This is a genomic window from Paraglaciecola sp. G1-13 (assembly GCF_055809255.1).
The window spans coordinates 594,790-613,819 of sequence record NZ_CM147903.1; the positions used below are offsets into that span (position 1 = coordinate 594,790).

The 19,030-nt window shown below is 43.0% G+C and carries 19 protein-coding genes; 11 read left to right on the top strand and 8 right to left on the bottom strand.

Going from position 1 to position 19,030, the window contains the following annotated elements; genetic code table 11:
* Window positions 1-11 precede the first annotated feature (11 nt).
* Window positions 12-335 (bottom strand): DUF2834 domain-containing protein, encoded by a 324-nt coding sequence (locus AC0L6N_RS02405; protein WP_473478559.1) that lies wholly within the window; start codon window positions 333-335, stop codon window positions 12-14.
* A gap of 195 nt (window positions 336-530) precedes the next feature.
* On the bottom strand, window positions 531-707 hold the full coding sequence (locus tag AC0L6N_RS02410) for a hypothetical protein (protein ID WP_473478561.1): 177 nt from the start codon (window positions 705-707) through the stop codon (window positions 531-533).
* An 874-nt stretch (window positions 708-1,581) separates the two neighbouring features.
* Between AC0L6N_RS02410 and AC0L6N_RS02415 the strand changes: the two genes are divergently transcribed.
* A complete protein-coding gene (locus AC0L6N_RS02415) occupies window positions 1,582-3,561 on the top strand; it encodes a glycoside hydrolase family 127 protein (protein ID WP_473478563.1) in 1,980 nt (659 codons plus the stop codon).
* 276 nt (window positions 3,562-3,837) lie between these two features.
* The gene (locus tag AC0L6N_RS02420; protein WP_473478565.1) at window positions 3,838-5,832 is read left to right on the top strand and encodes a CRTAC1 family protein; all 1,995 of its coding nucleotides are present in this window, start codon (window positions 3,838-3,840) and stop codon (window positions 5,830-5,832) included.
* Window positions 5,833-6,077: 245 nt separating this feature from the next.
* Here AC0L6N_RS02420 and AC0L6N_RS02425 read toward each other — a convergent pair whose 3' ends face one another.
* The 3 genes from AC0L6N_RS02425 to AC0L6N_RS02435 all read right to left on the bottom strand — a co-directional run bounded on the left by AC0L6N_RS02425 (window position 6,078) and on the right by AC0L6N_RS02435 (window position 7,848).
* Window positions 6,078-6,977 (bottom strand): SDR family oxidoreductase, encoded by a 900-nt coding sequence (locus AC0L6N_RS02425; protein WP_473478566.1) that lies wholly within the window; start codon window positions 6,975-6,977, stop codon window positions 6,078-6,080.
* Between the two features lie 61 nt (window positions 6,978-7,038).
* Entirely contained in the window at window positions 7,039-7,215 is a 177-nt protein-coding gene (locus AC0L6N_RS02430; RefSeq protein ID WP_198136257.1) for a hypothetical protein, read from the bottom strand.
* A gap of 402 nt (window positions 7,216-7,617) precedes the next feature.
* A complete protein-coding gene (locus tag AC0L6N_RS02435; protein ID WP_473478568.1) occupies window positions 7,618-7,848 on the bottom strand; it encodes a hypothetical protein in 231 nt (76 codons plus the stop codon).
* Window positions 7,849-8,084: 236 nt separating this feature from the next.
* Here AC0L6N_RS02435 and AC0L6N_RS02440 point away from each other — a divergent pair, with 236 nt between their 5' ends.
* On the top strand, window positions 8,085-8,936 hold the full coding sequence (locus AC0L6N_RS02440; RefSeq protein ID WP_473478571.1) for a hypothetical protein: 852 nt from the start codon (window positions 8,085-8,087) through the stop codon (window positions 8,934-8,936).
* A gap of 65 nt (window positions 8,937-9,001) precedes the next feature.
* Here AC0L6N_RS02440 and AC0L6N_RS02445 read toward each other — a convergent pair whose 3' ends face one another.
* Window positions 9,002-9,520, bottom strand: a complete 519-nt coding sequence (locus AC0L6N_RS02445; RefSeq protein ID WP_473478573.1) for a DUF421 domain-containing protein — start codon at window positions 9,518-9,520, stop codon at window positions 9,002-9,004.
* 69 nt (window positions 9,521-9,589) lie between these two features.
* A complete protein-coding gene (locus AC0L6N_RS02450) occupies window positions 9,590-10,630 on the bottom strand; it encodes an AI-2E family transporter (RefSeq protein WP_473478576.1) in 1,041 nt (346 codons plus the stop codon).
* A gap of 718 nt (window positions 10,631-11,348) precedes the next feature.
* On the opposite strand from AC0L6N_RS02450, the gene AC0L6N_RS02455 reads away from it, so the two are divergent.
* The 8 genes from AC0L6N_RS02455 (at window position 11,349) to AC0L6N_RS02490 (ending at window position 17,832) form a co-directional block, all read left to right on the top strand.
* Window positions 11,349-11,846, top strand: a complete 498-nt coding sequence (locus tag AC0L6N_RS02455; protein ID WP_473478577.1) for a hypothetical protein — start codon at window positions 11,349-11,351, stop codon at window positions 11,844-11,846.
* A gap of 669 nt (window positions 11,847-12,515) precedes the next feature.
* Window positions 12,516-13,184, top strand: coding sequence for a guanitoxin biosynthesis heme-dependent pre-guanitoxin N-hydroxylase GntA (gene gntA / locus AC0L6N_RS02460; RefSeq protein WP_473478580.1), 669 nt, complete (start codon window positions 12,516-12,518; stop codon window positions 13,182-13,184).
* Entirely contained in the window at window positions 13,177-13,758 is a 582-nt protein-coding gene (locus tag AC0L6N_RS02465; protein WP_473478583.1) for a DUF1989 domain-containing protein, read from the top strand. Before gntA ends, AC0L6N_RS02465 begins: the two co-directional genes overlap by 8 nt.
* A 66-nt stretch (window positions 13,759-13,824) precedes the next feature.
* Window positions 13,825-14,391 carry a diguanylate cyclase gene (locus tag AC0L6N_RS02470; protein WP_473478585.1) on the top strand — a complete coding sequence of 189 codons (567 nt, stop codon included), beginning with the start codon at window positions 13,825-13,827 and terminating at the stop codon, window positions 14,389-14,391.
* A gap of 34 nt (window positions 14,392-14,425) precedes the next feature.
* Complete coding sequence (locus AC0L6N_RS02475; RefSeq protein ID WP_041713330.1) at window positions 14,426-14,605, top strand: hypothetical protein; 180 nt, start codon at window positions 14,426-14,428, stop codon at window positions 14,603-14,605.
* A 152-nt stretch (window positions 14,606-14,757) separates the two neighbouring features.
* The gene (locus AC0L6N_RS02480) at window positions 14,758-14,961 is read left to right on the top strand and encodes a hypothetical protein (RefSeq protein ID WP_473478587.1); all 204 of its coding nucleotides are present in this window, start codon (window positions 14,758-14,760) and stop codon (window positions 14,959-14,961) included.
* Window positions 14,962-15,719: 758 nt separating this feature from the next.
* On the top strand, window positions 15,720-16,697 hold the full coding sequence (locus AC0L6N_RS02485) for a DUF1852 domain-containing protein (RefSeq protein ID WP_473478589.1): 978 nt from the start codon (window positions 15,720-15,722) through the stop codon (window positions 16,695-16,697).
* A 106-nt stretch (window positions 16,698-16,803) separates the two neighbouring features.
* Window positions 16,804-17,832: a methionine synthase gene (locus tag AC0L6N_RS02490; RefSeq protein ID WP_473478590.1), complete on the top strand. Its 1,029-nt coding sequence runs from the start codon at window positions 16,804-16,806 to the stop codon at window positions 17,830-17,832.
* 71 nt (window positions 17,833-17,903) lie between these two features.
* Here the strand turns inward: AC0L6N_RS02490 and AC0L6N_RS02495 are convergent, their stop codons facing one another.
* Window positions 17,904-18,863: an NAD(P)H-dependent flavin oxidoreductase gene (locus tag AC0L6N_RS02495; protein ID WP_011573808.1), complete on the bottom strand. Its 960-nt coding sequence runs from the start codon at window positions 18,861-18,863 to the stop codon at window positions 17,904-17,906.
* Window positions 18,864-19,030: the final 167 nt, after the last annotated feature.

Sequence of the window (19,030 nt, forward strand, 5' to 3'; positions counted from 1 at the left end):
CCAGCGCCGCGTTAAGGCTCTATTGAATTAAGGTGCTGTTTTTCTTTTAGATACAAATAAAGGGGAAAACCAAATGACACCCCAACACTTAGAGTTCCAAGAACTGCTAACCAGTGGTATTTAACCTTATTTCTTTTACCGTCTACAACGATAAATGTTAATAGCACCAAAGCAGAAACCAAAACGTCAAGCCAAGCAAAAATGCTAATTGGATTGGCAATGGCCGCATTGAATAAAGCGATAAAGTCTAAACCGTTGGTTACCAACCAGGGGATAAATGCGCCAAAAGGAATGGCAATACCAAGTACCGTTAACAATAAGTACAATTTAGTCAAAGGTTACCCCTAATTGAGTCAATACTAAGCCCTGACGCCCCTTAAGAACAAATTCTAGTGGGCTAAAATGTGTAAGGCACGAACAACCGCTAGCTGTTTTTTGTCCGTTTGAACGCCTTGTTAGAAATTAAACTCTCAGTTTTTTCACTTAACCACAATAAATAAAACCATAACAGCCAGTAAGCAGTAAAATTATTAAAGAAAACACCACTCTCCACCGTTATACATTATCCCATGGACTAAGCCAAACAATAGCAAACCTGCAACATTGATTTGTGCACCAAGCATATCAAAACGAGTGGAGATAATTGCAAGTGAGAAGGTATATAAAAGAAGACCTCTAAATATAAGTTCTTCTTCTACTCCTAACATTAATGCTTGATATAATAATTTATCAATATCATAGCTTGAACCATTACCAAAAAAAGAAAGGATTAGCTGGAAGAATATAAATAAAGTAGGAGCGAAAAAAGCAGGCTAACAGGGGCAAGTTTTTTGCTTTAGAGTAAACTCTGCATAAACAGCTTTAAAATAAAGATTAAAGCGTATCAATAAAACTATTGTCGATAGAAAAATTCAATCTATATCCTCATCCAAAATCCAATTCAAACTAGGAGTTTTTTTATTAATATAAATGATTTTACCAGCCGTTAAAAGGACAACAAATAAGTCAAAGATTGCGCCAAGTAGAGCTTCCCAATTTGAACTTATGGTGACTATTTTCATTTTAGGTAGAATTAACAGGAGAAAAGAAATAATTCCAAAATGGACAGAGACAGCTAAAGAAACGCTAACATTGACACCCACCTATAATAATTTCTTACGCTAAGCTTTGCGCCCCAGCGAACGAAGTGTGTGCCAACAGCGTACTGTTATACGCCGCTATCACGACGATGCCTTTTGATTGACCCCACGCACTTTTGACGCAACCCTCGCTAATGTGCTCATTCCTCTCTTCATTTTTGTGCCGACACGCTAAGCAAATCAGCACTTCAGTCTGTTACACATCTTGGCAAGTAGACAGCAAAATAACACTTAGTCTATATAGTAAATTTCTCGAATGATTTAAACATCATATGTTTGCAATTATGATACAACCACGTTAATGTATTGTTGAACAGTCAGTATGCTATCCCGTATTGATAGCTGATGAACAATTTGAATGACGTGTGGCACCCAAGAATTAGGTTGAGTTAAACCTAACCTGCAAGGGCGCGAAAGCATCTGAATGAATAGGAAACGTATTGTGAACACAAAATATGCCCACAACAAAGCGATTAACGCCAATAGCAAAAGCCCGTTTGTAAAGTTTCGAAGCATCAATATTGGTGACTGCCAGTGGACAGAGGGATTCTGGGCTGACAAATTCAAGCAAGCCGAGACCATCATGGTGCCACATATGGGGGAATTGCTTAAAGGGGATGTTGGTCACGCTTACAACAATTTCAAAATTGCTGCGAAAATGCAGGACGGCGAAGCAAAAGGCATGTTGTGGCACGACGGCGACTTCTATAAGTGGATGGAAGCCTGCATTTATGTGTACGGAATCAATAAAGACACCGCATTATTAACGGAATTAGATGAGATCATCCGTGTGCTCGCAAGCGCCATGTGTAGCGATGGCTATTTGCATACCCATAATCAAATACTCGGCAAGCCTCGCTGGAAAGCGGTATGTGATCATGAGCTTTACAACAGTGGTCACCTTATTCTAGGGGGGGTTATTCACCACCGCGTTACCGGCCAAACCAATTGGCTCGATTTATCTATCAAGCATGCTGATTACCTTTACGGTGTATTTACCTCTAAAGACGAAGAACTCGCTCGTTTCGGATTTAACCCCTCGCAAATCATGGCCTTGGTTGAGCTTTACCGTGAAACGGGTGTGAACAAGTACCTTGAGTTAGCGGATATTTTTGTGACAATGCGCGGCTCTGTTCCGATGGAATTACATGACTCGGTGCCTTATTGGTTTACGGGCGATCAGTGCCAAATGAAAACCCCGTTAAGGGAAGAAACAGAAGCGGTTGGCCATGCTGTTACCGGCATGTACTTGTACTCTGGTGCGGCAGACGTATATGCAGAAACAGGTGAAACCGCCTTAATTGACTCGCTGCAAAGCATTTGGTCAAGTGCCAACGAGCGCAAAATGTATGTTACGGGTGCGTTAGGTCAATGCCATCACGGTGCGTATGACGATCAGAATATGATCCACGAAGGGTTTATTGATGATTACCTTATGCCTAATTCGACCGCCTACAACGAAACCTGCGCGAATATATCGAACGCTATGTTCAACTGGCGCATGCTTGGTATAACCGGTGATGCTAAGCATGCAGATAACGTTGAGTTAGTACTGCACAATAGTGCGATGGTGGGGATCAGTGCTGACGGTGAAAAGTACTTTTACGCCAATCCATTGCGTATGAACTTCGGCCAGCGTGACTATTCTGACCACTGTGATTGCACTGAATCTCCAGATAGAGAAGCTTATATCGAATGTTTCTGCTGTCCACCAAATTTGGTTAGGACCATAGCGCAAGTATCTGCATGGGCTTACAGCCTTACGGATAATGGCGTAGCGGTTAACTTATTCGGCAGCAATAATTTAAACACAAAACTGCTTGATGGCAGTGACTTGTCTTTAAGCCAAGTCACTAATTTCCCTTGGGATGGCGCAATCTGCATAGATGTAAAGGCGTGTAAGACCGAATCGTTTGACATCGCAGTGCGTATTCCAGGGTGGGCAAAAGACGCAACCGTTACCGTGAACGGCGAAACGATAAACGGCGTTAAGAACGGTGAATACCTGACGTTGTCTCGCCAATGGCGCGAAGGCGACAAAATTGCTATTGACCTACCCATGAACACCACGTTTGTTGAAGGGCACCCCCGTATAGAAGAAATACGTAATCAAGTTGCGGTTAAACGTGGGCCACTTGTTTATTGTATTGAGACACCGGACTTGCCAGAGAATACCGGGATTTTGGATGCCTATATCGCTTCTGACGCACAGTTTGACGCTCAGTTCGACCAAAGCTTTTTGGGCGGCATGACGACTATCAAAACCCAATTGTTGGTGCGTCAAGACAATACACAAAACATGTATGATGAAGTACAAAAACCTACCTGGGGATCACACCAGGCGCAATTCATACCTTACTACGCGTGGAGTAACAGGGGCACAGCAGAGATGACCGTGTTCGTTCCTGTTGTGTGGAAATAGCCTCTAGAGATTTAACCCTTTTTCGGTGATGTGCACCGTTAGGCTAATCGAAGCGCCACTCACGTTTTGATTGGCCTTTTCTATATTTGGCTTATTCCCAGGCCCGTTTGGCAAGCAAGTAAGGCTTGATTTTTCTTTGCACAGTGATTCTCACCTTTATTTAATATTTTAATTTGCACTTAACTTTGCACTTTAACTTGCTCTGAGCTGGGCCTGAGTCATTTACTCAAAAGGCATCACGGTTCGACGCTTAGCTAGCAACTACCGGAGACACATATGATGACGTTCAAGATCTCAGCTCAAGTCTTTTTACTGCTTGGCTCTTCATTGATAGTGATGGGATGTGAGTCGCCATCTCGCTCTTCTACTAACGAAGCTGCGAGTCAACTACTGGCGCAACAATCTAACCAAGCCCAGACTTTGTTCTCAGAAAACCAAGATGCACTGCCATCCCCTAAGCGAGCAAGTAGAAAGTGGGACGGCCCCATAGTCGGTGATTTAGACGGTGACGGCTGGCAAGATCTTTTGCTGACGGAACACGCCGATAAAATCCTTATTTTTTGGAATGAGAAGGGTAAGTTTAGCCAACCTGACACGTTACAAACTGGGGATATGCACGGCACGGGTATTGCTGATTTTGACAACGACGGCCTACTTGAGGTCATTATTGCTCAAGGCGGCGGCAATGGCAGTAACCCAAGAAAGCCTAAACATATTGAGATAACAAAAGCGCGCCAACTAACTGAAAACAGAGTGTTAAGCCACTTTGAAAAGGGGCGAGGGCGGTCGGTGAAAACGCTGGATGCAAATCAAGATGGCAGTGTCGACCTCTTCCTGACGGGCTTTGCGACACCTGAACAGGCCAAAGCAGGTGCGAATCACCTGTATTCAAATGACGGCACCGGCGCATTTACCTTTGAGGGGAATTTACCCTACTCACAACGGTTAAGTTATAAAACCATAGTGACGAACATTAACGATGATGATGACCCCGATGTCATTATTTTTGGCGGAGGGAAAATGGTAGCTGCCCTCGGCGGGCCAGATTTTGAATTCATCGATGCAACTAAAGCCGTGCTAGGTAGCGCTTACAAGACGACTGAAGTTAGTGCCATTGCTCAGCTTGATTACGACAACGATGGGGATCTTGATTTAGCGATTAGTCGCGCTAAGCACCAATTTAGTCATCAACTTTTTTATGATAAAGCGCAGCAACGCTATGCCTTCTTTTCCCGGTTTCAGCCACTGTATATTGAAGAGCTATCCATTAATGGCAACTTTCATCTCGTTAATTTGCAAATGGCTTATCCTGATTTTGACATTTACCTCGGCCAAAATAAAAGCAAGCTTAATATTGCCGGGCGAAAGGACATCAAAAGCTATGAGTCGGACTTAAGCGGCAGTCGGGCGCTGAATATTGAACCTCAGCAAGCGCTTGGCTGGCCGAGCGATATCTGTCCTGAAGGCGTTAAGATGAAGTATTTATCACCAGAGTCTAAGCCTGGACTGTATATCGGCTATTTAGGTGATGATAAATGGCGTATCTGTAGCCAAACGCGCTCGCCCACTGCTGGGGTTGTGTTAAATGTGACAGATGGACCAACGCCAACCACTATCGAGCGACTGCCGGTTAAATTATTAGAAAACCAAAATGGGCATTTCGTTGAAGTGACTGCCGTTAAAGGCATTGATATCCAACAGCCCACGGCGAGCGTGGTGGCCGCTGATTTTGATAATGACGGATGGACGGACTTATTGTTTATGCAATACGGCAACATGGCGAAGCCTCACAAGCCGATTATGTATATGAACGATAAAGGAAATGGCTTCGTTGAGCATAAGGAGCACGGCATTGTTATTAACGACTTAGGGGCAACGGGAGCAGGCGCAGACGTTATCGATTTCGATAAAGACGGCGACCTTGATCTCGTTACCGCCAATGAACGCGGCACATGGCGGCTCTTTGAAAATCACACATCCGGTCAATCTAGCCATCATTTTCTCGGTGTTGTAGTAGGTGGCTCTCCGTCAGGTAAGGCGACGCAATTGGCGGCTAAAGCGACGCTACAAGCCTGCGGTAGACAATGGCAGCAACAAGTAGGTGCATCATCTTCTGCCTACGCAGACTCTTACAACAATCAGCTGTTGTTTGGTTTAGGAAACTGTACACACGTGGAGAGCGTCAAAGTGCAGTGGAGCGATGGTGAAACAAAAGTCTATATACCCAATATGATTGATGAGTATTTCGACACCACTGCAGCGCGGAAATAGCGTTGCATGTACTACTGTGCAAGCAAACTATAGAGTACGAATAAACATGACCCTGATTCCGATGCTCAGTGAGCCATTACAGTCCCCCATAACATCGGAGTGGATTCAAGGCGTGTAATGGTTTAATGAGCCAGAACATCATAAAACCACTACCGCCTAAGTTTAGGAGCATTAAGCCATTTTATGCTCAACATCCCTTATTTAATTTCTAAGCAAAAATGTCTACACGCTCAGGGGGATGTCAATTAGGGGAGATGTTGTCCACCCGTTACACCCATGATTTCAGCGGTGACATAACTAGACTCTTGTGAAGCTAAATACACATAAACAGGCGCTAACTCAGCTGGTTGTCCAGGCCTGCCAATGGGAACGTTCTCACCAAATTTCGGTAATTTTTTTGCTGGTTGTCCGCCACTTTGCTGCAGCGGTGTCCAAATGGGACCGGGAGCAACACCATTAACTCGAATGCCTTTATCAATCAGCATTTTTGCTAAGCCCTTAGTGAAACTGGTGATTGCACCTTTAGTTGATGCATAGTCCAGTAGACCAGCTGAAGGCTGATAACTCTGAATTGACGTACTGTTGATAATACTGGCGCCCGGCGGCATATGTTTTACCGCAGCTTTGGTTATCCAAAACATACCAAACACATTAGTCGCGTAAGTTTGACAGAATTGCTCAGTCGTTAAATCTTCTAAGTCGGCGACGAACTGTTGTTTCCCCGCATTGTTTACCAATATATCGATTGACCCGAGGCATTCTGCACTCTGAGTGACTAAGCTTTTGCAAAACTCTTCGTCAGATATGTCCCCAGGGATCCCAAAAGCGTTAATGCCACTTGCTTTTAGGACCTGTAACGTGTCTTTTGCATCTTCTTCTTCACTTGGCAGATAGTTAATAACGACATCAGCTCCCTCTCTTGCAAACGCAATGGCAACAGCTCGGCCAATGCCAGAGTCCCCTCCGGTTATTAATGCTTTTCGACCTTTCAACCTGTTACTTCCAAGATAAGTATCTTCACCATGATCCGCTTTCGGCTTTAATATTTCATCTAAGCCGGGGTCAGGTTGTTCGCTGTCTTTTTCAGTATCGCTCATGTGATACTGGCTTCTGGGATCCTGCATCGTAAATTGATTTTTTTTCATTTTCGAAAACTCCTTCACACAATGTAACTGTTATGGATGAATAGGATCTATTTGAACGTGATTAACGGCTCGATAATCGCTCTAGGTTATGGTCTTGCCATTTGTCTCTACGGTGGCTGGGGATAGGTTTATGTAATGAGCGGGTAGTACGGTTGAGCTTGCGAAATGTGCCGTCTATGTGATTTTCAATGGCATCAATATCAACGTGCAAATTATATCTATCTTGGAATGTTTTCACTTTGTATCCCCTTTAACAGTTTAAGAGCTATGACTATTCACTTGTTTGGTATCTCACATGAAATTCAGCAATAGATGTGCCAAAGGCCTCGATTAGTAGTGAAAGTACTTTGCGATGAGTGATTTAGCTATTCATTGGTACTGTTGCCAAATACAGAGCATGAAGGTGTGGAAGGGTTTTTGTCATTAATGCATAAGCATGAGGAAAAAATTACACGTCAATGCCGTATTTAAGCTAAAAATAATAGCTACTGATAAGGGAGGTTGAGCGGTTTATGGTATGCGTCATATACGTCAAGTGGCGCTTGTATCGGCGGCATTGAAAACATTATTGGAATTGTAGAACTGCAGCGAAACAGGTGGTGAGAGCCACGGATGCTCCGCTGCATAGATTACCGTGAAATTAGTGGTGGGATTTACCTTTGAAAATGGACGTAATTAATAACCCGCTTAATACCGCTAGCCCAGTAGCCTTGATAGGGTTGGCTTTGACAAAGGTTTTTACCCCAGTTAGCGTACTCATCGCTTTGTGACGTTGGTTAGAAACCGCTTGGTATAACTTGCGTTTCTCCTCTTCACTTATGGCATCTGCAAACGTTTCCGAAATACTATTTTTATCGTATTGATTACTCATAAAGTCCTCCTAGATATTATTGAATTTGCCGTATCTACAACGCAATCTGTATGCCACTTAGATGTAATGGACGATTATGTATCGTTGTGGAATGCGTTTTGTATACCGCCTACTGTGATGACAAGAGCAATTCAGTGAACAGCACTAAGCTTGCTGTGGATTCGTTTTTACGTTGAGGGCGAAGATAAAGGTGAGCACATTATTGTGCGCGAAGCAGAACGCTTGAGGTGAATATAATGGCAATTATTGTTGAAGACTCGATACAAGAACCTAAAGGCAATCCTTTAGGAGAAATTAATGCTCAATTTCATCGACTTTACCAAGTTGAGAAAGCAAAAGCGGTTGCAAGCATTAATGATGGGGAGGTCATGCTAATTTGTCGTATTGATAGCAGGCTTATCGTTAAAGCGGGAAGTAAGGTAAAAGAATATGTCATAAACGATGAGCGCTATCAAAGCCTGAAAGCGATGAGTCATGGGACATTGGCGGTGTACTATAAACTGTGTCATTCAGTAGATGAGGCCACTCTTTGTCAGGTGAATAGGTGGGTGTCACAAATTCGCCAACAGGCTCCGCTGAGCCTAGGTAAAGAAGTCGCCGATGTAACCACGAAACTGCTAGAACGAATCGAACATTCAAATGTGCTACCTCACAGTGCAATGAGCCTGTACCAACAAGAGCTAGAGTCAATATATGCCAAATTGATGACCGAAGCCGTTAATGATGAGATAGATAACCTTGTGAGTAACCTTGAAAGGGTCTGCAGTGAGGACGATTACCCCAGCTCTAACATCTTTATGATCGTCTTCGGCGGACACCAACCTAGATATAAGGCATTAGCGCTACAGGTTTTCAAAAAGTGGTTTGCTGGCAATCAACAGCACATCTCAAACTGTGAGCATCACGTTCGTTATTGCGAAGTAGGTGAGTCATTAGACGACGCTGTCGATTTGGTCGCGACTGCAATTGTCGATAGAGAATTAGCAAGATCAACTATGGGTTACTCAGAAGCCCTTAATAGAGATGTGTTAAGTGCCGTAGCGGAAAAAGCCATAGAAGAATATTGGCTTAACAAGTCGTTGCGATAGTAAACACGTAGTGCACTGATTGTTGGCTTCCACTTTCACTTTCAATTTTACTTCCACATCTACTTTCACTTCACCGTTCGAACACCTTGTAGTATGGCATCAGAGCAGCTGTCGCCATGGATGACAGAAATGTCGCCAGTGGTTTCCAGCACAACAGCACGAACTTGTGAGAGGTGCAAAACATTTGCTTCTCGAAGCTTCGCAATGAGATCATTTTCTGCAACACGAGTCGCTTTCAAGGCGGCATGCAAAATGACTCCGTCTTTCATGAGTAAAGCGGGCTGATTTTGCATTATAGACTCGAACGTTGATGATTTTTTACGAATTGTGGCGGTGGTAAATTGGACGATGAAGAGCATTGCCATAGAGAGTATTGTCTGCACGAAACTGGTCCAGTCGGTTGACTGGCTCGCTCCTGCCAGCAAAGAGCCAATGGCGACTGTCATAACAAAATCAAAGTTGGTCATCTTAGAAAACGACCTCAAACCATTTACTCGCACAAGTAAAACGACCCAGAACATAGCTATTCCCGTTAACACTATTGCTCGCAGGAAAAGGTCGGCTAGTGGATCGTTAACAAACATGTCTATCTCCTTAATTACGCTGTGTAGATGTCATGCAACATTGGCTATCAAGAAACGGGTTGTAAAATGCTAACTACTATCCTGTTCTTTATAACCTTGAAGGCGTTTTACGTAAAGTTGTTTGGTAATAACGATGAGTAAGACGGTCAATGGGGCAGCTAGTAACACACCCGCCATACCCACCATACTGGCTAGTAACACTTGAACCAACAGAACTAAAGCGGGGGGTAAGCTTGCAATCTCAGCTTGAAGTATTGGTGTTAGAACGTAACTTTCTATAGTTTGTACTCCAACATACAAAATTGAAACGTAAAGCAATGTATCAATCCCAGTAAGAATACTTACTAAACCTGCGGGGATAAATGCCAACAGAGGCCCAAGGTTAGGGATGAAAGATAAAAGAGCAGCAATAATCCCCAGTATTAACGCTAAATCGATCCCCAATGCCCACAGGCCAACAGTTGTAAACAGGCCGACCATGACCATTGATGCTAATTTAGCGAGTAGCCAACCTGCTAAAGCAGTCTCGCAACGCTTTAAAAGATCTCGCGCTTTATTCTTATGCTGTAAAGGAACTAAACTTAGGCCGCCGTTAACATACCACTTGGGGTTTATAGATAAAAATATTGCCAAAATAATAGCGAATATGAAGTTTCCGAAGCCATTTATGGTTGATGATAATAAGCTAGAGACAGCATTCATTACTGTACTCATCTTTGGATCATAGTTGGTGATTTTGTCTAGATTATCGTTAAACTTTCCGATTGAGCTGAATTCTGTGAATTGGCCTCGAACGAACTCTAGCGCTTCGGGCATTCTATCGACTAATTCATTCGCTTGCGTTGATATCTTGGGGGCAGCGTAAGTCATTAAAAGGCCTAACAGCAATACAGGAGCGAGCATAGAAATTGGAAGCCATACTTTCGCCGTGATGTTTGTCTTTTTCGCTAGCCAACGAGCAGATCCAGAAAACATTACGGCAATCAAGATCCCTCCGAAAGCAACAAGGAATATTTTGCTGTTTCCTATTATCAACCACGTAAAAAGCAATACGGCTACTGTTGTAACAGCCTGCACGAGTGCGCGCTTTGCGACCAACTTTACATTCATTTAATCTCCCAATGCATAAAATTTGTTGTTCTTGTTTTAGGTCACATTGCGACGAGGTGACGCTTGAAAGTGATTTTATTAGCGCATTTAAGTTGCCAATATTAAGCCTATGCAGCAAAGAGCAAGCCACATTGATAAATGAATGACAGTCAGAACCAGCACGTGGTGGCTAATTGGTCCGCTGACTTCAATAGATAGCGCTAAAAATGCAGTTTGTTCTATATGCAGTTCGTTATAGATGAACGAAAAACTCAAAAGAACTTAAGTTCGGCGCCATAAGTTTGGTATTGAAGTCGCACTGCGCACGAGCCGAAGACCCCAGCAGCAATCTTACTTAATCAAAGCAAATGAAAGGTGCGAGTCAGTTAGCTAAATTCCAAAAGGCAGATAGGCTGGGTCATCATGCAAACGTTGACCGCGTTGTAACCTACCAGCATAACGTCATGGTAAAGCGCCTGATATGCCCCAAAGGCACTGTATAAAATATGTGAGTACCATAAAAATCAATGGCTTTGAGCACTTTTTTACACGGTGAAGCACATGGGTCAGGTAATTTATTCCCATTACTGAAAGCCTTAATTTTTAACAGAAAATTCGCTTTGTCCTTATATTACGCCCACTTCAGCCTGATATTTTGTTGCCTATATTAATGGCTCGAAGGTTGCTGTAGCTAGGTGTAAGTCAAGAGCAATAACGCTCTCAATCAAAGGAGATAATTATGAGTGATATCATTACAGGACTATTCAAAAATCCCGCCGAAGCAAGTGCAGCCATAACCATGCTTGAACACAAAGGCTTCAGCGACGCGAATATTTCGCTAGTGGCTAACGATTCAATTACCAAAGACAGTTTCGCCCTGACTGACCAATCCAAATTACCAGAGGGAGTTGCCATAGGTGCTTCATCAGGTGGTGTCTTGGCGGCGATTGTCGGGGGGCTTGCCGCTGTTGGAGTGGTTGCGACCGGCGGCGTAGGGGTACTTGCGAGTGGTCCATTAGTGGCAGCTCTAGCGGCAGGCGGAGCGGGCGCGGCTGCAGGCGGGATCATTGGTGGAGCGATAGGCTTAGCAATCCCTGAGCATGAAGTGAAATTTTACGAAGACGCGATTGAAGAGGGCTCTGTGCTAGTCGGAGTGCATTATGACAACAGTGATCAAAAAGATGTAATTAAAGAAACATTTAAACACTTTGACGACGTGAAAGTTGCTAGTGCGTAACAGTACGACGGGACAATGCACGAAGTGTAAGTACACGACGTGGTGGGCCCAGCTCACCACGTCACATCATCTCTCACCACGTCACACTATTTCTAACCCACCACACTCTTGCGATTTCTCAAGCCATAAACGTCTTATACGGCTGAAAACTTATAACAATATCCCCCCAATCATTCCGCAGTGCTAAAAGACTCTATTGTATCGCGCAGAAGCGAGCAGTGTAGCCCAAAGCCCAAAGCCCAAAGACGCAAATATGAGCTCCTAGAGGGCCGATCATTTTGTTTATCAACTTAAGAGGCGAATAGGTTGCGCGAGTGTTGAGTTACCGCCGGGTTAATTTTACTTCCTAAGATGCTATCGGCCTTAAAAATAGTTATTAATATCTACCGAATTGAAAAAGATTAAATGAAAAACTTACATGTGAAGGGGTATTATTTTCTACCTGTCTAGTGAAATTTACGCCCAGCCTCAAATTTTAATTCTTCAATTACTGTGCTGCCTTGTGCCACAACGAAATTGAGCCACTTCAATAAATATGGCATATCAATTGAATTGTAATTCTCATACTTCTTAAGACAGCAGCAAGATCACAAGCATTATTTAATTTTTCAATGAATAACTCCTAATTTCATTGTTATTTCTTACTTAAGTCAGAGGGGGAATTAATTTATGAATTCTCAAGGAGAACGACCTTCATCGATAGAAAACTTCATTAAGCAAGATGGTTTTCCCTGTGTCGGAGCAAAGATAGCATTAAATAAAGATCAAATCGTCACACGTGATTTTGGTGATATTTTCTCAAATCAAAATAATCAAAATATACTTGATGAGCTATATCAATTTATAACTATTTATAATTCGAGTAAGCCTTTATATTTTAGCTTTGTGGCCACTTTTAAAAACTCGACATTAACGAGTGAGAAAGAGTTTGAAGACGCCTTGTGGAGTAAGCTCCAAAATTTGTATAACCGAGACTCAATGACCCACACGTGGGATAGAAGAGTGAGTGATAACCCGGATGATAGTGAATTTAGCTTTAGTCTCGGCGGAGAAGCATTTTTCATCATAGGTCTCTCACCATTTGCAGAGCGAAGAGCGAGAAGATTCGAACACCCCACTATCGTTTTTAACCTGCATAGCCAATTTCAAATATTGAAGGAAACAAACAAGTTCACGGCATTAAGAGACAGAATCCGAACAAATGAAGAAGTTTTTTCTGGCTCACCTAACCCAAATTTATACGACCATGGTGAACTTTCTGAAGCCCGGCAATACAGCGGTAGGGCGGTCAGCAATTCATGGAGATGTCCATTTTCAACGAGGAAAAAAGATGAGTAACGAAATAAAACCTAGAAGTGGCACAGCATTTAAATTGAAGAAAGGGGAACGGTTGAAAGTTACCGATCCTTTAGGGGAGCAAGTCGCCGATATATATTGCTTCAATGAGCATAATTTTAAAGAGTTTTTGTCTTCTGGTCGTTCGTTAGATTATAACGAGTCACTGACATTTAAGGTGGGCAGTAAACTTTACTCCAATCAAAGCAACGTTATGCTGAAAATTGTTGAAGACATGGTTGAAGATCACGACTTTCTATTAACGCCTTGCAGTGTTGATACATTCAAGCATTTTTACCCAAATGAAAAGCCTGTTCCCGGGTGTCATGGAAATTTAGTGAATGCATTTTCTGAATTCGGTATACCTGAGCATTTAATCGGAACGACCTTCAACACATTCATGAATGTTGAGGTGGGTGAGGACGGTAGCTTCAAAGTTCTTCCACCGAAAAGTAAAGCCGGTGATTACACTATATTTGAAGCCTCCATGGACCTAGTAGTAGGTTTAACGGCGTGCTCAGCTGGCGAATCGAATAACTTTAAATACAAACCAATTAATTATGAAATTTTAAAGTGAACTTAGTGGTGTACTCGCTGATAACGCGTGAACACCCCGTCTATTAGATGTAGGGAGATAGTCTTTATGAGTGATCCTACTCTTGTGATTTTAATGTATTTTGTCATTCCGGTTTGGCTTCTAGCAGGAGTTGTAGACTGGTTTTGTCATCGACGCAGCAATATTGCAAAAACAAGCGGTGCAAAAGAGTCCTTCATTCATTTACTAATGTTTGCTGAGGTCGGGATCCCACTCATGCTCGTCCTATTATTTGAGGTTAATGCGCTGATCATTGGTATCAGTATCTTGCTCTTCATTCTTCACGAATTAACCGCACTTTGGGATGTCTCCTATGCAGTCAGCAAAAGGCGCGTGGGTCCTATTGAACAGCATGTGCACAGCTTTTTAGAAATGATTCCTCTTCTAGCGTTAGTGCTAATCATTGCACGTCATTGGCCTCATTTTACGTCACTGTTTTCGGCTAGTGGTTTTCCTCTTGATCTTTCACTTACTCTAAAGGAAGCCCCCCTGCCCACGACCTATCTAATAACAGTATTATTTATCGCGGTAGCGCTGGAGCTCATACCCTATTTAGAGGAGCTTATCCGTGGACTCAAAGCGAGGAAAGCCGCAACTCAGTCAGAGCAGTGTTAACAGCAAGTCTAATCAACCCAATATAGGAACGTTAATGATGAATAAAAATGATGAAGTAAAAGATAAAAAAGACCTTGTACTCGAAGATTCCGAAGCTGAGGCGGCAAGTCCGATTGCAGAGTCTATCGCGGGAGAAGAAGACCCTGGCGCAGCGCTAGAGGAGTTTATTAAAATGGATAAAATTGATGAGGGTCAAGAAACTAAGCAGGATTAACTATTACGCTAAACATATTAAAAAAGGGTGAGTTATTCTAATCAGGTTAAGCACTTTGTTTAAAAATTTTGGCTACAGTAAACGCTTTTGGCAAGTTATTGTGACGTATTCAATTTTAAATAAGACTAAACCAGTAAGGTGTTATTGACGAAATGAAAACCCATGAGTTAGCAGAAATTTTACTTCAATATGACAACGTGGATATTGTTACTAATGTTGGCTATACATCAATGATGGCGGAAGACGTTCTTTTAACGAAGTCAATGCTCAAATTACAATGTCTACTTGATAATGATAACAAGCCTGAGGGAGTATCTGGTGAACACTGGTTACTTATTGGAGGTCTATCTGCATGAAAGTTTTAACGGTATTAATTTAATTTCGTATTACCGTTTAAAATAAACGCTTGGACTATTCTGACAAATCGCAAAGATGGCTTTCGCGTAAATTTATATTCAAACGATCCCTCCATTAAAAGTCGCCGTTGACACATGTATCGTTTCAGCTGTATTCAAATAGAATCTCATCACTAGCATGTATTGAGTCACTCTACATATAAAAATAACTTGAGACCATTGGGGCAGTGAATTAGCTGATAATTTCCAAGGTTATTTAGCAAGTTTACTCTGACACATTTACATTATATGAACTTAAAAACATGAACTTAAAAACATGAATTCTATGACCTGTAGCGCGGTGAAAGGGATTCACTCGCTTTTTGCAAAATAATGACTGGAGCCTTACGTTTTCATGGGGCTTGTTGTTGCATGGGGTTTTAGACTGCCTGATTTTGACTTTGGCGATGCTGTCAGAAACTCTCCCTTTGCCCAGCCCCCTTAGCTGAATTCACAGTGGGGAGCCTATAATATTTAATATCCACCACAATTGATAATTTCAATGTATGAGTTTTGCTCATGCATTAATGAGATCAAATCATTTTTATTCATCTAACCTTCCACGTATAAAACACACTCTGCTGCTAACGCTTGAGGCGTTTGATGTTATTAGCATTTTTTACATTTGGGTTTTAGCGACGAGTTTGCTTGAGCGCCCAGTGCACCTATCAGCAGTTACACGATAGATTTTATTTCAATAAACGGATTGTCAGGTCACGATGAATAACCATTTTACATTTTCCATTAAGCGTATTTGTTTCGATGAAAATTACCATCCGTCGGACAATACCCGTATCACCACGAATTTCGCTAACTTGGCCAGAGGGAAGCGTCGCCAACAGAATTTGCGCAATGCTTTACAGATGATCAATAACCGTTTCAATGCCTTAGCATTTTGGGATAACCAAAAAGGCGATCGTTACTCGGCTGAGCTTGAGATTATTTCGGTAGATATAGACGTTGAAGGAAATGGCCAAACATTCCCTACCATTGAGATCTTAAAAAGCAATATTGTTGATCACGTCACCAACCAGCGTATTGAAGGTATTGTGGGTAATAACTTTTCCTCTTATGTGCGTGATTATGACTTTAGCGTTATTTTGTCACAGCACAATAAAGGCAAAGCGTCGTTTAGTATTCCCGATGATTTTGGCGATTTGCACGGCAAGCTGTTTAAGCATTTCGTAGACTCAGACGTGTACCAGAAAAACTTTAGTAAACCCCCTGTTATTTGCCTGAGCGTGTCAGAAAACAAAACCTATCAGCGCACTGAAAATCAACATCCTGTATTAGGCTATGAATATAAGCCGAACGGTTCGTCGTTAACAGAACAGTACTTCGCAAAGATGGGTTTAACGGTTCGCTACTTTATGCCTGCGAACAGTGTTGCGCCTTTGGCGTTCTACTTTTCAGGGGATTTACTCAATGATTACACCAATCTTGAGTTAATCAGCACTATCAGCACCATGGAAACCTTTCAGAAAATTTATCGCCCTGAGATTTATAACGCTAACGCGGTAGCGGGTAAGCATTACCAACCTAATTTACGCCATCAAGATCATTCGCTGACCCAAATTGAATACGATCGAGAAGAGCGAAACCAGTTAGCGGTTGAGCAAGGCAAGTTTGTTGAAGAGCACTTCATCAAACCCTATAAGCCTATTCTTGAGCAGTGGTCTGCAAACAGCGCCTTTTAATGCATTGGCTGACAATTTAACTAATAGCAATTGAATAATAGAAACTGAATAAACCAGCTTTGGGAATATTAAAGCTGAATGATGAAGACCCGATTAGAGAGAGAGCATGAAAACACTTTTACCTATTACCATCGCCGGTAGCCTGCCTAAACCGTCTTGGCTCGCTCAACCTGAAACACTTTGGTCACCTTGGAAGTTGCAAGACGATGAACTTGTTCAGGGGAAGCAGGACGCGTTGCGTTTGTCATTGTTAAATCAGCAGCAAGCGGGCATTAATATCATCAGTGATGGGGAACAATCGCGGCAACATTTTGTGACCACCTTTATCGAGCACCTCAGTGGTGTAGATTTCGAGAACCGTAAGACGGTTAAAATACGTAACCGCTACGACGCCAGCGTACCCATGGTAGTGGGCCCCGTGACTCGGCAAAAACCGGTATTCGTAGAAGATGCCAAATTCTTACGCTCGCAAACTAAGCAACCGATCAAATGGGCGCTGCCCGGGCCTATGACCATGGTCGATACCCTTTATGATGATCATTATAAAAGTCGCGAAAAGCTCGCGTGGAAATTCGCTGAGATACTCAATCAAGAAGCGAAAGAACTTGAAGCCGCAGGCGTGGACATTATCCAATTTGACGAGCCAGCGTTTAATGTCTTTTTTGATGAGGTTAATGATTGGGGTATAGCCGCGTTAGAGCGCGCAGTAGAAGGGCTTAAATGCCAAACTGCAGTCCATATTTGTTATGGCTACGGCATTAAAGCCAATACCGATTGGAAAAAGACCTTAGGGACAGAGTGGCGACAGTACGAAGAGATTTTCCCTAAGCTGCAATCATCCAATATCGATATTATCTCATTGGAGTGCCAAAACTCCCGAGTGCCCATGGAATTAATCGGGCTACTTCGTGGCAAAAAAGTCATGGTAGGGGCCATTGATGTGGCAACCAATACCATAGAAACTCCAGAAGAGGTGGCCGATACCCTTCGAAACGCACTGCAGTATGTTGATGCCGAAAATCTTTATCCGTGCACCAACTGCGGCATGGTGCCTTTGTCCCAAGAGGTAACAAGCGCTAAGCTGAATGCGTTAAGCGCCGGCACTGAGATTATTCGCAAAGAACTCTCGGCTTAATTAAAGCGCTTTATCCAAACGAGCAGGCGCAGCTATGTGCCTGCTTTATTTTTTGTGATGACTCCAATTGCTTAACGCTCTAATAGGTTGCTTAAGGCGGCTAAACGTCCGGTCACTTCGCCAAACTCCATCATTGTCTCATCGAATATTTGCCTAATCGATTTTGTTTCTTTTATCCGCCCAGCAACTTGGCCTGTTAGTGCTATTCCTGCTTCTAAGTCACCGCCGAAATATACGGCTTGGGTATCTTGAAATTCGCTGAAAATATTTGCTGAGCCTTCATTCAGGATACGCGTTGAGCGTTCTGTGCGCAGGGCACGAAGGGCAGGGCCAGGACCAGTTCGATTAAGAAATACAGTGTCAGTTGAATCGGCATCTATGATGGCGTTTTTCCAGTTTTGGTGCACCGGGCTCTCTGTTGCGCTCAAAATACGCGTTCCCATAAGCACCCCTTCTGCACCTAATGCCATGGCGGCGGCCATACTGCGCCCGTCCATAATCCCTCCCGCTGCAACAATAGGTACGTTTACCGCTTCACATACTTGCGGAATAAGCACCATACTTGATACGTCATCCGCATTTTTGAAACCGCCGCCTTCGCCGCCTTCAACGATAAGCCCATCAACGCCTGCTTCAACCGCTTTTAATGCGCCTTTAAGGTGCGGCACAACATGAAATACGGTGAGGCCAGCCTCTTTTAGCTGGGTGGTGTATTTTGTTGGGTCACCCGCAGAGGTGGTTACAAACCTAATGCCTTGGTCGATAATGAAATCCAAAATTTTAGGATCTCTAACAAACGCCTGAGCGATATTTACACCAAACGGCTTGTCGGTTAGGTCACGCATCTTTAAAATTTCTTCGCGAATGGCATCAAGCTCTCCAGAGCTGGTTTCGATTATGCCCATGCCGCCAGCGTTCGATACCGCAGATGAAAGCTGTGAGCGTGCAATCCACCCCATTGCTGCTTGTATGATGGGTTTTTCAATACCGAGCATATCTGTGATGCGTGTTTTGACTCTGAAGTCTGTCATGGCTGTCCCCTGAAATTCGTTGCTAAAAAAGCGTGAGTACTCGTTTTTATAGATTTACCGGGCACAATGGTACTTTTTTTCATGAATAGAGCGCCTAATCATTGACTTATCGCTTATCGCTTATCGCTTATCGAGTGAGGTGATTAATTAGGCCGTCTGGTCCGAAA

Excerpts from the sequence above, each read along its gene's own strand:
- AC0L6N_RS02410 (WP_473478561.1), bottom strand. The coding sequence starts at position 707 with ATGTTAGGAGTAGAAGAAGAACTTATATTTAGAGGTCTTCTTTTATAT.
- AC0L6N_RS02420 (WP_473478565.1), top strand. The coding sequence starts at position 3,838 with ATGATGACGTTCAAGATCTCAGCTCAAGTCTTTTTACTGCTTGGCTCT.
- AC0L6N_RS02425 (WP_473478566.1), bottom strand. The coding sequence starts at position 6,977 with ATGAAAAAAAATCAATTTACGATGCAGGATCCCAGAAGCCAGTATCAC.
- AC0L6N_RS02435 (WP_473478568.1), bottom strand. The coding sequence starts at position 7,848 with ATGAGTAATCAATACGATAAAAATAGTATTTCGGAAACGTTTGCAGAT.
- AC0L6N_RS02440 (WP_473478571.1), top strand. The coding sequence starts at position 8,085 with ATGGCAATTATTGTTGAAGACTCGATACAAGAACCTAAAGGCAATCCT.
- AC0L6N_RS02445 (WP_473478573.1), bottom strand. The coding sequence starts at position 9,520 with ATGTTTGTTAACGATCCACTAGCCGACCTTTTCCTGCGAGCAATAGTG.
- AC0L6N_RS02450 (WP_473478576.1), bottom strand. The coding sequence starts at position 10,630 with ATGAATGTAAAGTTGGTCGCAAAGCGCGCACTCGTGCAGGCTGTTACA.
- AC0L6N_RS02455 (WP_473478577.1), top strand. The coding sequence starts at position 11,349 with ATGAGTGATATCATTACAGGACTATTCAAAAATCCCGCCGAAGCAAGT.
- gntA (WP_473478580.1), top strand. The coding sequence starts at position 12,516 with ATGAATTCTCAAGGAGAACGACCTTCATCGATAGAAAACTTCATTAAG.
- AC0L6N_RS02465 (WP_473478583.1), top strand. The coding sequence starts at position 13,177 with ATGAGTAACGAAATAAAACCTAGAAGTGGCACAGCATTTAAATTGAAG.
- AC0L6N_RS02470 (WP_473478585.1), top strand. The coding sequence starts at position 13,825 with ATGAGTGATCCTACTCTTGTGATTTTAATGTATTTTGTCATTCCGGTT.
- AC0L6N_RS02475 (WP_041713330.1), top strand. The coding sequence starts at position 14,426 with ATGATGAATAAAAATGATGAAGTAAAAGATAAAAAAGACCTTGTACTC.
- AC0L6N_RS02480 (WP_473478587.1), top strand. The coding sequence starts at position 14,758 with ATGAAAACCCATGAGTTAGCAGAAATTTTACTTCAATATGACAACGTG.
- AC0L6N_RS02485 (WP_473478589.1), top strand. The coding sequence starts at position 15,720 with ATGAATAACCATTTTACATTTTCCATTAAGCGTATTTGTTTCGATGAA.
- AC0L6N_RS02490 (WP_473478590.1), top strand. The coding sequence starts at position 16,804 with ATGAAAACACTTTTACCTATTACCATCGCCGGTAGCCTGCCTAAACCG.
- AC0L6N_RS02495 (WP_011573808.1), bottom strand. The coding sequence starts at position 18,863 with ATGACAGACTTCAGAGTCAAAACACGCATCACAGATATGCTCGGTATT.